This is a genomic window from Nonomuraea sp. JJY05 (genome assembly GCF_043496855.1).
Taxonomy (GTDB): Bacteria; Actinomycetota; Actinomycetes; order Streptosporangiales; family Streptosporangiaceae; genus Nonomuraea.
On the sequence record NZ_JBIEIS010000011.1, the window covers coordinates 61,791 to 76,330 of the forward strand.

10 protein-coding genes are annotated in these 14,540 nt (G+C 71.3%); 7 read left to right on the forward strand and 3 right to left on the reverse strand.

Annotation, left to right across the window (positions count from 1 at the left end):
• Positions 1–46: 46 nt before the first annotated feature.
• A complete protein-coding gene (locus ACFKCF_RS18895; protein WP_394495191.1) occupies positions 47–649 on the reverse strand; it encodes a hypothetical protein in 603 nt (200 codons plus the stop codon).
• A gap of 534 nt (positions 650–1,183) precedes the next feature.
• On the opposite strand from ACFKCF_RS18895, the gene ACFKCF_RS18900 reads away from it, so the two are divergent.
• From ACFKCF_RS18900 to ACFKCF_RS18915, 4 genes are all read left to right on the forward strand, one after another.
• Positions 1,184–2,116 (forward strand): sulfotransferase domain-containing protein, encoded by a 933-nt coding sequence (locus ACFKCF_RS18900; protein WP_394495193.1) that lies wholly within the window; start codon positions 1,184–1,186, stop codon positions 2,114–2,116.
• 84 nt (positions 2,117–2,200) lie between these two features.
• Entirely contained in the window at positions 2,201–3,343 is a 1,143-nt protein-coding gene (locus ACFKCF_RS18905; protein WP_394495195.1) for a peptidogalycan biosysnthesis protein, read from the forward strand.
• Positions 3,344–3,370: 27 nt separating this feature from the next.
• Entirely contained in the window at positions 3,371–5,035 is a 1,665-nt protein-coding gene (locus ACFKCF_RS18910) for an AMP-binding protein (protein WP_394495197.1), read from the forward strand.
• Positions 5,028–10,271 (forward strand): SDR family NAD(P)-dependent oxidoreductase, encoded by a 5,244-nt coding sequence (locus ACFKCF_RS18915; RefSeq protein ID WP_394495199.1) that lies wholly within the window; start codon positions 5,028–5,030, stop codon positions 10,269–10,271. The genes ACFKCF_RS18910 and ACFKCF_RS18915 overlap by 8 nt, the downstream gene beginning before the upstream one ends.
• On the opposite strand, the gene ACFKCF_RS18920 is transcribed toward ACFKCF_RS18915, so the two are convergent.
• Positions 10,252–10,950 carry a thioesterase II family protein gene (locus ACFKCF_RS18920; RefSeq protein ID WP_394495200.1) on the reverse strand — a complete coding sequence of 233 codons (699 nt, stop codon included), beginning with the start codon at positions 10,948–10,950 and terminating at the stop codon, positions 10,252–10,254. The genes ACFKCF_RS18915 and ACFKCF_RS18920 overlap by 20 nt on opposite strands.
• Positions 10,951–11,035: 85 nt before the next feature.
• On the opposite strand from ACFKCF_RS18920, the gene ACFKCF_RS18925 reads away from it, so the two are divergent.
• The 3 genes from ACFKCF_RS18925 to ACFKCF_RS18935 all read left to right on the forward strand — a co-directional run bounded on the left by ACFKCF_RS18925 (position 11,036) and on the right by ACFKCF_RS18935 (position 13,225).
• Positions 11,036–11,758, forward strand: coding sequence for a sulfite exporter TauE/SafE family protein (locus ACFKCF_RS18925; protein WP_394495202.1), 723 nt, complete (start codon positions 11,036–11,038; stop codon positions 11,756–11,758).
• A gap of 161 nt (positions 11,759–11,919) precedes the next feature.
• Positions 11,920–12,624, forward strand: a complete 705-nt coding sequence (locus ACFKCF_RS18930) for a molybdopterin-dependent oxidoreductase (protein ID WP_394495204.1) — start codon at positions 11,920–11,922, stop codon at positions 12,622–12,624.
• The gene (locus ACFKCF_RS18935; protein WP_394495206.1) at positions 12,590–13,225 is read left to right on the forward strand and encodes a cytochrome b/b6 domain-containing protein; all 636 of its coding nucleotides are present in this window, start codon (positions 12,590–12,592) and stop codon (positions 13,223–13,225) included. Before ACFKCF_RS18930 ends, ACFKCF_RS18935 begins: the two co-directional genes overlap by 35 nt.
• Here the strand turns inward: ACFKCF_RS18935 and ACFKCF_RS18940 are convergent.
• A complete protein-coding gene (locus ACFKCF_RS18940) occupies positions 13,222–14,487 on the reverse strand; it encodes a GMC family oxidoreductase (protein ID WP_394495207.1) in 1,266 nt (421 codons plus the stop codon). The genes ACFKCF_RS18935 and ACFKCF_RS18940 overlap by 4 nt on opposite strands.
• Positions 14,488–14,540: the final 53 nt, after the last annotated feature.

Sequence of the window (14,540 nt, forward strand, 5' to 3'; positions counted from 1 at the left end):
GCCTTCACGTCGCCACCATGCGACGCCTCCGCCGTCGGCATGTTCCTCAAAGGCGTTCGAGTTCTTCGGCGCGGCGCAGGTCCTTGGGGCGTCCCAGGGCTCGGCGCATCAGAATGAGGTCGTCCCGGCGCAGGTAGAGCACCCGCAGACCGTCCGTGTCGACGGCGGTCAGGGCCCGGTCGAGCAACGGGCTCACCTGCAGTGCCCCCCACGGCAGGGCGGGCGTGCAGCAGTCGCCGCTCACCCAGGGGGAGTCGAACTGCACCTTGGGACGCAGGAGCGCCTGCGGCCTGGGCGGGACGGGGCCATGTTCGTCGTCCAGCACCGTGCAGCCGGCGGCGGCGAGGGCGGCCGCCAGGGCGTCGGCCTGCTCCGGCGCTCCGTCCCACAGCAGGTCGAGGTCCCCGGTCAGCTCTGTCGACCCGTGCAGGATCCCGGCGACCTGGCCGATCACCACAGCTCGTGCTCCGGCCGCGTCCAGAGCCCGCAGCAGCGGGAAGGGGTCGAAGCGCTGCGCGCTGTCGGTCGCGAGGCTGCCTGCGACGGGATCGGCGTCGTCGTGGGTGCGGCCGGTGGCGGGGCGGCCGAGGGTCAGCGCCCTGGTGCGGTCGACGGCCTCGTGCAGCAGTTCCAGTGGTCCACGGTTCACCGCTTCATCCAACACCAGGCGTACGAACGGCTGTGCCGATGCTCCCCCGCCAAGCAGGCCGGAGGCGGCTTACGCGGATCGATTCATTCAATGCACGGTAGTTTGTTGGTGATCGTGGCGATTTTCCCTCATGCGGCCGTGCTCTCTTCTCGCCCTGCCGCACCCCCGGTCCCTCCTCACGCGGTGGCCGACCGGCCGGATTCGCCGCAGGAGACCGCGCCTCTTCCCGCGCGTCCCGGGCGGTGTCACGCCGCCTGCTCTGGCTCGCCTCACCCCTCCCGGTGATCGCCACCGGCCTCGCGGGGCGGCCCGATGCCCGCGCCCACGCCGTGCGGTGACACCGATCGGCCGACTGATTTTTGCCGGTAGATTCGTTCGGAAGGCCCTCTCACCTGGGAATTACGAGGATGACACGCGCCTTACCGGAAGAATTCCCGGCTAGTCAGATCAGTAATGCAGCCAATTCTTATACGGAATGCACACGAGCAATCACATACCTTCCGTAACTCCGATAGAGTGATTAAACTCACACAAATGACGACGCATCTAGCTCGTTACCTCACACCGATGGAGGACAGCTCTCGGTGGGACGGGTTCGAATTCCGGCCTGGCGACATCGTCATCAATTCCCCGGCGAAGTGCGGCACCACCTGGACCCAGATGATCTGCGCGCTCCTGGTCTTCCAGACACCCCGGCTGCCTGCGCCGCTGTCGAGCCTCTCACCGTGGATCGACATGCTCGTACGCCCGAAGCAGGAGGTCTGGGACCACCTGTCCGCTCAGCAGCACCGCCGTTTCATCAAGACCCACATCCCGCTCGACGGCATCCCGGCCGACCCCCAGGTCACCTACATCACGGTGGGGCGGGATCCGCGTGATGTCGCCATCTCCCTGCGCAGCCACGGCAAGAACCTCAAACGCGACGTGATCCGCCGGCTGATCCACCAGGCCGCCCACCCCGGCAACGGGGCGGCCGACGCCCCGGTCGACGGCCATGACGACAGGGACCTGCTCGACGAACGCACGTACTTGTTACGTTGGGTGGACAACGACGACTCGCCGTACGACAACCTCGACTCGCTGCGTGCGCTGATCTGGACGCAGAGCCGCGCGTGGGTACGCCGCGAGGAGCCGAACGTCATCCTGCTGCACTACGCCGAGCTTTCGGAGGACCTCGCCGGCCAGATGCGACGGCTCGCCGAACGGCTCGGCATCGAGATCGACGAGAGCAAGTGGCCGGAACTGGTCGAGGCCGCCACTTTCCAGCAGATGCGAAATCGCGCGGCCGAACTCGCACCCGACGAGCAACTGGGCTACATCCGCGATCGCCGGCGCTTTTTCCGCAGTGGTAAGTCGGGCCAATGGCAGCAGTTCCTCTCCGTCGAGGATCGAGCACACTACGACCGTCGAATAGCCGAGTTCGCGGAGCCGGACCTGCTCGAATGGCTCCATCACGAGACCGCGTGACGCGGTGTTCCGATGAAACACCAGAAAATTCCAGATGTACGGCCGGAAGTGCCCGGGCTCGTGACGGTGGAATGCGTTCCCTCGTTGGGCGACGTCGCCGGGTGCGTGTGGGATGACGTCGCCGACCCGCGGGACATGTTCCAGAGCCGCGCGTGGTTGCGGGCTCTGGAGCGATCCGGCGACGCCGCCCTCATGTACCTGATCGCCAGACGACCCGGGCACCCTCGGATCCTCGGTGCCCTCCCCCTCTATGACTCGCTCCCCAGTCGCGGCGACTACCTGTACTGGCCGGAGCTCCACTTCCAGGACCTGCTGCACGCCGCGGGTCCGCCCGGTGGCCGGCTGGGACTGGTGGCCGGCTCCCGTGCGGGGTTCAGCACGCGGCTCATCGTGGACCGCGCCCTGCCGAGTTCGACCAGGACGGCGGTCCTGCGGGCACTCCGGGAGGCCGCCTGCGCCGTCGCGGCCGAGCGCGGGCTCCCGTACACCTTCTTCCTGTTCCTCGACGCCTCCGCCTGGACGGACCTCGCTCCGGTCGCCGGCGACGGAGATCACCACCGATTGGCGAGCGTCGCGCAGACCGAGCTGGAGCTCCCCGGTGAGGGCTTCGAGGACTACCTCGCGACGCTGCCGCGCAACACCCGCACCAGCGTCCGCAGGGAAGTCGGGGTCTTCGCCAAGGAGTGCGCGACCGAGACCGTCCCTCTGCGCGAGGCCATCGCGACCATCGCGCCGATGATCGTGAACGTGCGGGCCAGGCACGGGATGGCCTACAGCGTGGACGCGGTCACGCGGCGCCTCTCGGCGTACGCCTCCGCCCTCGGCGACGCCGCGTCGACGGCCGTGCTCTGCCGCGCGCAGGGCCGTGTCGTCGGCACCGGGGTCATGTGCCGCTGGCACGACCGGCTGTACGTGACGGACTTCGGGCGCCTCGACGACGAAGCGCCGGACCCGTTCGTGTACTTCAACGCGGCGATCTACGAACCCATCAAGCACGCCTATGCGACGGGGCTGTCGAGCGTCGTCACCGGCGCCGGGGCGGAGCTCGGCAAGGCCCGGCGCGGCTCGGCCGTGCTCCCGCTGGTGCACCTGGCGTGGGCGGCGGCCGGAGATCGCCCGGACCGCCGGATCGACACCGCGCCGGCGGAGACCCGCAGGAAGCACTGGCGCGAGCTGCGCAGCTCTCATCCCAGGTACTTCGACTCGGTGTGGGACGGGCTGTTGTGACGCGACATCGAGCCGAGGGAGGCTAGCGTGAGGCGAGTGGACGAGCCGATCGGCCCCGTCCGTGACACGGCCGGGACCGCCGCGCCGGGACTTCTCGGGCGGGTGCCCCGAGACCCGAGCAGGGTGGCCCTGGTCCACGAGGATCGTGACCTCACCTTCGGCGACCTCGCCGCGCTCAGCGAGGACGTCAGCGACGCCGTACGAGGTCATCACCTGCAGCGCCGCGTGGTGGGCGTGCCGGCGGAGCGGAGCCCGGAGTTCGTCGCGCGGATCATGGGGGTCTGGAACGCGGGCGCGGTCCCGGCGATCCTCGGGGACTGGGGCAGCGAGCGGGTGCGCAGGGCGTTGACGGCCGCCGGCGCCGCGGCGACCTTCGGGCCCGCCCTGACCGGTCTGGAGCTGCTGGACACCGGCCGGCAGCTCCATGGCGAGGACATGGGAGAAGTCAGTCATGTCCTCTTCACCTCCGGCACGACGGGGAAGCCCAAGGGGATCGTCGTCGGACGAACGGCCTTCGAGGCCGCCGGCGTGGCGTTCTTCAAGGAACTGCCCATGGACGAATCCGATCGGATCGCCTTTCTCAGCAGACCCGGCCACGACCCGAGCCTGCGGGAGCTGATGGCGCCCTGGCTCACCGGTGCGACGTTGGTCATTCCCGACGGTCGCACGGCCTCGGATCCGCGGCTCGCGGCGGCCTGGCTCGCGAAGCGCTCCATCACCGTGCTCCAGGGCTCGCCGGTCCTTCTCCAGCTCATGGCGGGCTCGTCGCGGCTTCCCGTCGAGAGCCTGCGGCTGGTCTGCTCGGTGGGGGCCCGGCTCACGGCCGCGGCGCTGCGCTCAACGGCGCGGTTGGCCCCGCGTGCCACCATCGTCAACTGCTACGGCGCGTCGGAGACCCCGCAGGTCGTGTGCATGCACCAGGTGCCGCCCGGTGAAGGGGTCGCGAGCGAGGATCCGGTTCCCATCGGACGCGCGCTCGGCCATGCCTCTGTCAAGATCGACAGCGCGGGCCGGCTGCACGTGGAAGCCGCGGCCTGCGCGCTCGGCTACACCGACGGAACCCCGCTGGCGGTTCCCGGCCATGACGGCCGGCACTGGTACGACACCGGCGACCTCGTCCGTCGATTACCGGACGGCTCGCTGTGCTTCCTGAAGCGGGCGGACCGGCAGGTCCAGGTCAACGGCACGCGGGTGGAGCTGGAGGAGATCGAGGGCGCGGCCGCCCGGGTCGCCGGCGTCGTCGACGCGGTGGCGACGTTCGTCGAGGACGACAGCGGTGTCGGCTCCGTGCGCCTGACCGTCGTACGGAGCCCCACGACGGCGGTCGACGGCGACGTGCTTCGCGCGGTGCTCGGCGCCTGTCTGGACCCCGCGGTCATGCCCTCGAGCATCGAGGTGCGCGACTCGGAGGACCGGCCTGGCGCGCAGGACGAGGACCGGGCGGCGACGCTGTGGGAGGTGCTTCACGAGAGCGCGCGGTCCGTTCTGGGCCGAGGCCGGATCGACCCTGACCGCGGCTTCTTCGACGCCGGTTTCACGTCGATGTCCCTCATGCGTTTCGTGTCGGAGGTCTCCGTCCGTCTCGGAGCGGAGATCTCTCCCGTGCTCGTCTTCCAATATCCCACCCTGAACACTTTTGCCGATCACCTGGCTCGCTCCCTGCACGGATCGGAGGACGGACGACATGGGTGACCTCGTTGAGCCGATCGCGATCATCGGGATGGCCGGTCGTTTCCCGGCGGCGGCCGACACCCGGCAGCTGTGGAGAAACCTCGTGGCCGGACAGGAGGCGGTGCGCTTCCCGTCCGCGGACGAGCTGCGGTCGAGCGGCGTGTCGCGTGAGGCGCTGGACGACCCGGCCTACGTGCGGGCGGTGGCCGAGCCTGAGGGCATCGACCTGTTCGACGCCGAGTTCTTCCGCCTGACCCGGCGTGAGGCCGAGACGTGCGACCCGCAGCTGCGGCTGTACCTGGAGACCTCGCACGCCGCCGTCGAGAACGCCGGCTATGACGCCTCGAGACTCGGCAGAGCGGGCGTGTTCTCGTCGGTCGCCGCGAACCGCTACGGGATCGGCCGCGCCCTCGGGAGCCTGGAGGCGCTCCGGAGTGCCACCGGCATGGCGGCCGGCATGTGGAACAACCCCGACAGCGCGTCGACGCTGGTCTCGTACAAGCTGAATCTGAACGGCCCCAGCATGACGGTGCAGACCGCGTGTTCGAGCTCGCTCGTGGCCGTGCATCTCGCCGTGAACGCGCTTCGGCTCCACGAGTGCGACGTCGCTCTGGCCGGCGGCGCCGACGTCGAGTTCCCCGTCGGCCACGGGTACTGGTGGGCCCAGGACGGCCCGCTGAGCCGGGACGGCCACTGCCGCCCCTTCGACGCGGCGGCCAGCGGCACGATCTTCGGCAGCGGCGTCGGCGTCGTGGTGCTCAAGCGGCTCGCCGACGCCGTGGCCGACGGCGATCGGATCTGCGCGGTGATCCGGGCCGTGGCCGTCAACAACGACGGCGCGAACAAGGTCGGCTTCACCGCGCCCAGTGCCGATCGGCAGGCGGAGGTCGTGCTGAGAGCCATGGAGCTGGCCGGCGTGGGTCCCGCGGACATCGGGTACGTCGAGGCGCACGCCACCGCGACCCGGCTGGGCGACGCCATCGAGATCTCGGCGCTGAGGAAGGCGTTCGGCGCGGCGCCGGGACTCGCGCCCGGGCGGTGTCCCATCGGATCGATCAAGGGGAACGTGGGCCACCTGGGTCACGCGGCGGGGATCACCTCGCTGATCAAGGCCGCGTTGTCGCTGGACCATGAGCAGATCCCCGCGAGCATCAACCTCGAGGAGGTGAACCCGCTCCTCGGGCTCGGGGACTCACCGTTCTTCGTCAACGACGCGCTGCGGCCCTGGCCTCGATCGGCCGGCCACCCGCGTTTGGCGGGGGTCAGCTCGTTCGGGATCGGTGGCACGAACGCGCACGCGATCCTCGAAGAGGCGCCGGCCCGCGCGGCAGACCCGGCTCCGGGACCCACGCAGCTGATCGTGTGGTCGGGACGGACGCCGTCCGCGGCCGAGGCCTGCCCGCAGCTGCTCGCCCGAGCCTTCGAGGAGAGTGCGGACCCGCTCTCCAGTGTCTCGTTCACGCTGCAGCAGGGGCGCACGCCGCACCCGGTCCGAGGCGCCGTGGTGGTCGAGAGCGTCTCCGATGCGGCCACCGCCGTGCTCGACCGGGCGAGGCGCGTCGTCACGCCGGAGGAGCACGCGGACCGGAGCACCGTGTTCCTGTTCCCAGGGGAAGGGGCGCAGCACGCCCGCATGGCGGCGGAGCTCTATCGCACCGAGCCGGCGTTCAGGGCGGCGCTCGACGAGTGCTTCGACCTCTTCGAGGCCCACGGCCTGGCGCCGCGACAGAACCGGGCGGAGGCCTGGGTAGACACCACCGTCGGGCAGCCGTTGCTCTTCGGCGTCGAGTACGCGCTGGGGCGGCTGTGGCTGGCGCTGGGCGTCGAGCCCGACGTGCTGCTCGGCCACGGCGTCGGGGAGTTCGCGGCCGCCGCGCTCGCCGAGGTGTTCACCCTCCAGGAAGCGGTACGGCTGGTGAGCGCCCGAGCCCGGGCGATGGGCGAGTCCCCCGAGGGCGCGATGGTGGCGGTCGCGGCCGACCTGGGCACCGTGTCGCCGCTGCTGTTCGGGAGCCTCGACGTCGCCGTGGTGACCAGCGACCGGCAGACGGTCGTCGGCGGATCGGCGGACGACGTGCGCCGCTTCGAGGACGAGGTCCTCGCGGGGACGGGGCTCGCCGCGTCCCGGCTGAGATCGCGGCACGCCTACCACACCCCGGCCATGACGAGCGCCGCCGAGCGGTTCCGCCCGGCCTTCGACGGCATCGAGCCGCGTCGTCCCCGTTGGAAGATCTGCTCCGCGTCCACAGGCGGTCTGGTGGAGGCGGCACAGGCGCGCAGCGTGGACTTCTGGATCGAGCAGCTCACCCGGCCCGTGCTGGTCAAGCAGGCGCTCGAGGCCGTGCTGTCCGGCGGTGACCGGGTGCTGGTGGAGGTGGGCCCCGGGCGGACGCTCACCACCCTGGCCCGCGCGCATCCCGAGGTGCGCGCCAGGCGGCACCTGGCGGTGCCGACGCTCCCGGGCGGGCCGTCGAAGGGCGCCACCGAACGCGCCTCGTTCCTGCACGCGCTGGCCCGGATGTGGACCCTCGGCACGGAGGTGAACTGGTCGGCGCTGGGTGCCACGGGTCCTCGTGAACGCGTTCCTTTGCCGGGTTACCCGTACCAACGCGAGCGGCACTGGATCGAGCGGGCGTCCGCGAGCGGCTCCCCCGCGCCGGAGGCGGGGGAACCAGCGGACCGTGCGGTGTTCCGGCTGCCCACGTGGGTGGAGGCGGCACCGGCCGGGCATCGCGATGCCGGCGCCGGGGACCGGCCTCTGGTGCTCCTGCCCGACGATCCGCGACGAGCCGGCGAGCTGGTCGCCCTGCTCGGCAAGGCCGGGTGGGACCCGTTGCCGGTGCGGCACGGCTCCTCGTATTCGGAGGCGGCGGACGGGTTCGTGATCCGCCCCGGGCACTCGGCGGACGTCGTCCGGCTGCTGGACGAGCTGAGGGACTCGCGGCGATACCCGGAGCTCATCGTCGACGCGACGCAGCTCGGCGGCCCGGCCGAACCCGATCTGAGCAGCATCGACGACCAGCTCGACGCCGGTTTCCACCGGGTCGTCGAGCTGCTGCAGGAAGCGGCGCGGCGGGCGCCCGACAAGCGCGCTCGCGACGTCCTGGTCGTCACCGAGCTGTCCGCGGACGTGACGGGCGGCGAGAGCGTGCACCCGGTGCGGGCCATGCTGCTCGGACTCCTGCGCAGCTACATGCTCGAGAACCCGCGGGCCACGTGCAAGCTCGTCGACGTCCAGGACGGCGTGAGCGGCGATCGGCTGCTCGCGGAGCTGCGCGGCCTCGATCGATCGGAGATCGTCGCCCTGCGGGGAGATCGGCGTTGGGTCCCCGGAGAGCGGGAGCTCGTCCCTGACGGTGCGGGCCCCGTCGAGCTGCGCCGCGAAGGTGCCTACGTCATCACCGGCGGACTCGGCGGCCTCGGTCTGGCCGTGGCGCGTGGCCTGGCGGACACCGGCCTGCGACCACGGCTGCTGCTGCTGGGCCGCCGTCCGGCAGGCGGGCACGACGCCGAGCTCGCCGAGATCCGGGCTCTCGGAGCCGAGTGCCGCGTCGAGGCGTGCGACGTGACCGACGTGGACGCGCTGCGGCGCGTGATCGACCGGGCGTCGGACGCGTTCGGGGGCATCAACGGGGTCTTCCACCTCGCCGGCGTGGCGGGCGGGGGCATGCTGCAGTTCCGGACGCGCGAGCAGGTGTCGGCGACGCTCGCGCCGAAGGTCCACGGGACGCTGGCCCTGCTCGAGGTGCTGCGGGGCCGGGCGGACCTCGACTTCTTCGTGGCCTTCTCCAGCCGCGCGGCGCTCAGGGGCCTGGTGGGCAGCGCCGACTACGCCGCGGCGAACGCCTTCCTCGACGCGGTGGTGCGCCGGCAGCCCTTGGCCGGCTGCGCCTCGATGGCCATCAACTGGCCGTCCTGGGCCGAGGTCGGCATGGCCGCCCGCCAGGGGCGGCAGGCCGGGCGCTCCGGACCGGGGCCGGAGGTGCGCCGGTGGTCGACCCCGCTGTCGGCCGAGGACTATCCGATCCTGGACGAGCACCGGATGAACGGCGTCCCGGTGCTGCCGGGCACGGCCCAGGTCGACTTCGTCCTGCGGGCCTTCCGGGAGGCGGTCGATCACCCGAACGGGCGGCCCGCGCAGCTGCGCCACATGGTCTTCCGGCAGCCGATCACCACCCCGGAGCCCGTGTCACTCGAGGTCGGCTTCGAACCGCACGAGGACCTCTGGCGATTCACCGTTCGCTCCGCGCCGCTCTCGTCCGGCTCGTCCGACGACTACCGCGTCCACACGACGGGTGAGATCCGGCTGGCGGAGGCCAGGGCGGAGCCGGTGGACCTGGACGGGCTGCGCGCGTCGCTGCCCGAGCGGCGGGTACCCGTGAACGACCCTGACAACCGGATGTTCACCATCGGTCCGCGCTGGCCGGGAGAGGAGATCTGGACCTCCGGGCAGGACGCCGGCACGAAGCTCGCCGTGCTCACCTTTCCCGAAGCGTTCGGCCATGAGCTCGACGAGCACGCCCTGCATCCCACGCTCCTGGACGCGGCGGTGTCACTGGCGCGGGATCCTGACCATGAGCCGCCGCACGCGCCCTTCGCCTACCAGTCGATCGTGGTGCACCGGCCGATACCGGGTCTTGCGTACAGCCACATCCGCCGACGCCCGAGCGGTTCGGACACGATCGTGGCCGACATCGACGTGCTGACCGCCGGCGGTGACGTCGCCGTCGAGGTCAGGGGCTTCACCATGCGCCGCGTCGACGAATCCATGGTCGCCCCCGAGTCCTTCCGTGAGGAGCGGGACACCGATGCCGGGCAGGACCCCGGGATCACGCCCGCGACCGGGGTCGGCATGTTGCTGCGCATCCTGGGCCGGCCCGGCCACCGGCAGGTGGCGATCACCTTGCCGGGAGAGGCCGCGGTCCTGAAGAACCCCGAGCTCACGCCGGACGCGCCGGCCGCGGCACGTGCGCAACCAGGGTCGGCCGAGCGAGCGCCGGACGGAGCGCCGCCGGACGAGGCGTCGCTGGAGGCCCGGCTGAGGGAGATGTGGTGCGCCGAATTCGGTGTGGAGTCTGTGGGCCCCGACGAGAGCTTCTTCGATCTGGGCGGCGACTCCTTCGCCGCCGTGGGACTGGTCGAGGAGATCCGCAGGGGCTTCGACGTGGACGTCGGCATCGCCGTGATCTTCGACCATCCGACGGTGGCCGAGCTGGCCGCCGAGTTGCGACGGCTGCTCAGCCACGAACCTTCCTGACCCATTCACGAAGAGTTTCGGCAGGCAGCTGTTCGACGATTTGATGGCCGCCGCCGATCATGTGGACCGACAGCCAATCCGTCGTGTAATGGCTCCAGTCATTGAGGCACTCGGTGTCCCAGGAGCTCGCGTCGTCGGTGGCGCCGACCGCGATGATCGGCGCGTTCGACATCGGGCGCGGATCTGATTCCAGATAGCGATTGAGCAGGTGATATTCAGAACGCCACAGACGCGCGTATTCGGGGAGCGCCACCGTGTCCATGATGTGGAGCGGCGCCTCGATCTCCTCGGCCAGCGCCCGGTCCGGCAGCTCCGCCAGAGGCGAGACAGGCGTGCGGTGCGGCGGGTACTGACACATGACGACGATGCCGCGAAGCTGCCGCTCCAGGCGCTCGGCCGCCTCCAGGCAGACCAGAGCACCCATGCTGTGGCCCACGAGCACGACATCCGTGGCGCCGGAGTCCGCGACGAGGGACGCGAGCGCCGCTCCGCGCTCGTCGATGGAGGGCACGCTCATCGGCTCGCTCCAGTTGGCCCGGCGGATGACGGGTTCCCGGCCCGGCTCGTTCCACCGGTCCACGAACTTCGTCCGGCCTCCCAGACCAGGAACGAATATGACGGCCTGGTCACCATCGATTGCCGGACTGACGACGTAACTCGCAGAGTCCTGACCACCCATGTCATTGGCTCCTAATACCGGACGGTCTCCACAATTTCTCGACAATACTGGATCATTTAAATGGATCTATGGCAAAGTGTGATAGGTGTCCACGCTGCTTGCCGCCGCCGTGATCATCCTGATTGCTTCAACGGTGCACGCCGTGACAGGATTCGGGTACGCCCTGGTCGCCACACCGTTGCTGGCCCTCACTGTCGACCCGCACACAGCGGTGGTCGCCACCACGATGTCCGCCCTGGCCATGACCATCACGATCGCGGTACGTCAGCGTCACCACGCCGAGTGGAAGGTGGCCATGATCGCCATGGCCGGCATCGTGCTCGGCATGCCGCTCGGACTCTGGGTGTACGGAGTGACGTCCGAGCAGGTGCTCACGGCGCTGATCGCGATCGGCGTCCTGGGCTGCACGGTGATGGTGTGGCGGCGGGTGAAGGTGCCGGGCAACGTTCCCGTACTGGTCGGGGTCGGCCTCCTGTCCGGCGCGCTGTCCACCTCCACCGGCACCAACGGGCCGCCGATGGTCGCGGCCTTCCAGGGCATGGGGTATGAGCCCTCCAAGTTCCGCGCCACCCTCTCGGTGGTGTTCGCCGGCACCAGCGTGTTCAGCCTGATCGGGTTCGCCGTGGCCGGCCAGGTGAATGCCCAGTCGCTCTGGATCGGGCTGGTGGGCCTGCCCGTGGTACAGCTGGGGTGGTTCGCCGGAAATGCGATCTTCAGCCGGATCGATGCGGAGCGCTTCCGCAAGGTGGTGCTGGCGGCCCTCCTCGTCAGCGCGGCGGTGACCCTCGCCAGCGCGCTCAACGGCTGACGAAGCGGCCCGAGTCGCGCTCGCCGGGAGAACCGGCAGGTCGGTGCCGGGTTCAGTGCTGGTGGATCCTCCTCGCGACCGGCACGAGCAAGACTGACGGAAGTCTTACGGGAGCCCGCTTCTCGTCGCGGACGGGAGCCGCGGCTGCTCGAATCGCAGATGTGACTCATGAACGACATTCAGCGGAGAGCGGCCCGCCCATCGCGCGACGGGTGATGCTCTCGATGCTCGGCGCGGGCGCCGCCGGCCTGGCCGCCGCGCCTCTCGTGCGGAGCGGCTGGGAACGGCTCCTCGGCACGGCCTCGCAGAACGACCCCACCGGGCTCAGCGGGCTGCTGCCCAACCCGGGCGGCTTCCGCTACTACAGCGTCGCGGCCTCGGTGCCCAGGAAGACCGCGACCGACTACCGGCTGGAGCTCGGCGGCCTGGTCGAGCGGCCGGGGGCGTACACGCTCGACGAGCTGCGCGCGCTCCCCCAGACGCGGGTCGTCGGCGAGGCACGGTGCACCGACGGCTGGCGGGTGCCGGACGTCCCCTTCTCCGGGGTGCTGCTCTCGCACCTCCTCGACGCGGCGGGGGTCCGCCCCGAGGGCAAGGCGGTCCGCTTCACCTGCTTCGACGGCGTCTACAGCGAGAGTCTCACGCTCGAACAGGCCCGCCGGGCCGACGTGCTGGTGGCCCTGGACATGCTGGACGCGCCGGTCACGCACGCCCACGGCGGCCCGGTGCGGCTCTACGTCGCCCCGATGTACTTCTACAAGTCCGCCAAATGGCTGTCCGGCATCTCCGTCACCGACCAGGTCATCCCGGGCTACTGGGAGGAGTACGGCTATGACGTCGACGGCTGGCTCGACCCGGCGGCCTGAGCCCTCGCTGCGGCGGTTCAGCCGGGGCGAGCGGCTGGTTCACCGCGCGACCGCCGCGCTCATGCTGGTGTGCGCGGGGGCGGCGGCCTGCGTGTACTTCGCGCCGCTGGCCCAGCTGGTCGGCCGCCGCCACCTGATGGTCGTCGTGCACGAGTGGTCGGGGCTGCTGCTGCCCGTGCCCGTCCTGCTCGGTCTCGCCTCGCGGGCCTTCCGCGCCGATCTGCGCAGGCTCAACCGGCTGGCGCCGTACGACAGGCAGTGGCTGCGCGCGGTACGCGGGCGTGTCCCGGGGCCGCTCCCGGCCGGCAAGTTCAACGCCGGGCAGAAGGTGTACGCCGGTTGGATCGCCGGAGCCGTGCCGGTGATGACGTTCACCGGCCTGCTGATGTGGTTCACCGGCCTGCTGCCGGGGATCCCCCGCGCGAGCGCGATCTTCGTGCACGACCTGACGGCGGTGGCGATCGCCGTCGTCGTGATCGGGCACATGCGGCTGGCGTACCGGGACCCGCAGGCGCGGCGCGGGATGCGTACGGGCTGGGTGACGACCGCGTGGGCCAGGAAGAACCATCCCCGGTGGCTCGACGACGAGACGGGCGGCTAGGCCGAGGCGATGAGCTCCGCGGCCCGCTCGGCGATGCCGTACACGGTCGCGCCGGTGTTCGACGACACGATCGACGGCATCACCGAGGCGTCGGCGGCGCGCAGGCCCTCGATGCCGTGGACCCGCAGTTCCCCGTCGACCACGGCGCCGATCGCGCAGGTGCCGGCCGGGTGGAAGGACGAGGCCAGGCCGGCGCGCAGGTAGGCGCGCAGCGCCCTCCTGTCCCGCACGTCCGCGCCGGGCAGCACCTCGCCGCCGCGCCAGGCGTCCAGCGCCCGCGCCCGGCCGATCTCCCTGGCGGCCTCCAGGCCGGCGACCATCGTGGCCAGGTCGCGGGTGTCGGAGTAGGAGGCGGGGTCGACGACGGGCGGGGCCGACGGAGAGGCGGAGGCCAGGCGCACCGTGCCGCGGCTGCGCGGGCGCGTCAGGGACACCAGGATCGTGTAGCCCCGGGACGGGCCGCCCAGCGCGCGGGAGTGGCTCGGCACGTCCACGAAGCCGATCTCCAGGTCGGGGCCGTCCTGCGCGTACGGGCTCCGCAGCAGGCCGAGCACCTCGTCGTGGCCGGCACGCGGCGGGAGGGGGCGGGCGGGTGCGTACACCAGGCCCGCTGTGACGTGATCCGAGAGGTTCGACCCGACTCCCGGAAGGCCGTGCACGACCTCGACGCCCGCCTCCCGCAGGTGCTCCGGCGGGCCGATGCCGGACAGCATCAGCAGGTGCGGCGTCCCGATGGCGCCGGCCGCCAGCACCACCTCCCGCGCGGCCCGGACGGTGACCCGCTCCCCCGCGGCGGTGTAGACCACGCCCGCGCACCGGCCGCGTTCGACCAGGACGCGGTGGACGAGCCCGCCCGTCACGACCTGCAGGTTGGCGCGCCCGGGGGTCGACGACAGGTCGATGGTCGGGTCGGGCCTGCCGAAGCCCTCCTCCAGGCCGGACGAGATGTCGACGGCCCTGCGGTGCCCGGCTTCCACGGCCGCCTCCAGGCAGGCTTCGAGCAGCGGGTTCGGCCGCGCCGGGCCGCTCCGCCCCGGCCGTTCGCTCAGCTTGAGGTACGGCAGGAGGTCGTCGAACCTCCATCCCTCCGGCCAGGCGTCGTAGCGGGTGCGGTGCCCGGGGGTGAACACCCCGGCCGCGCTGCGCTCGTCCCGGCCGGCGGCCTCCAGCAGCAGCACGCGTGAACCGCCGTCCTCGGACAGCCGGGCCGCCAGCACGCTTGCGGCGGTGCCCGCGCCCACCACGACGAAGTCGTACTCCACCGCACTCCCCTGACGTCACCGGTTTGAGAGGTGACGAAGATTGCACAGCGAGA

Excerpts from the sequence above, each read along its gene's own strand:
- ACFKCF_RS18900 (WP_394495193.1), top strand. The coding sequence starts at position 1,184 with ATGACGACGCATCTAGCTCGTTACCTCACACCGATGGAGGACAGCTCT.
- ACFKCF_RS18915 (WP_394495199.1), top strand. The coding sequence starts at position 5,028 with ATGGGTGACCTCGTTGAGCCGATCGCGATCATCGGGATGGCCGGTCGT.
- ACFKCF_RS18920 (WP_394495200.1), bottom strand. The coding sequence starts at position 10,950 with ATGGGTGGTCAGGACTCTGCGAGTTACGTCGTCAGTCCGGCAATCGAT.
- ACFKCF_RS18935 (WP_394495206.1), top strand. The coding sequence starts at position 12,590 with ATGACGTCGACGGCTGGCTCGACCCGGCGGCCTGAGCCCTCGCTGCGG.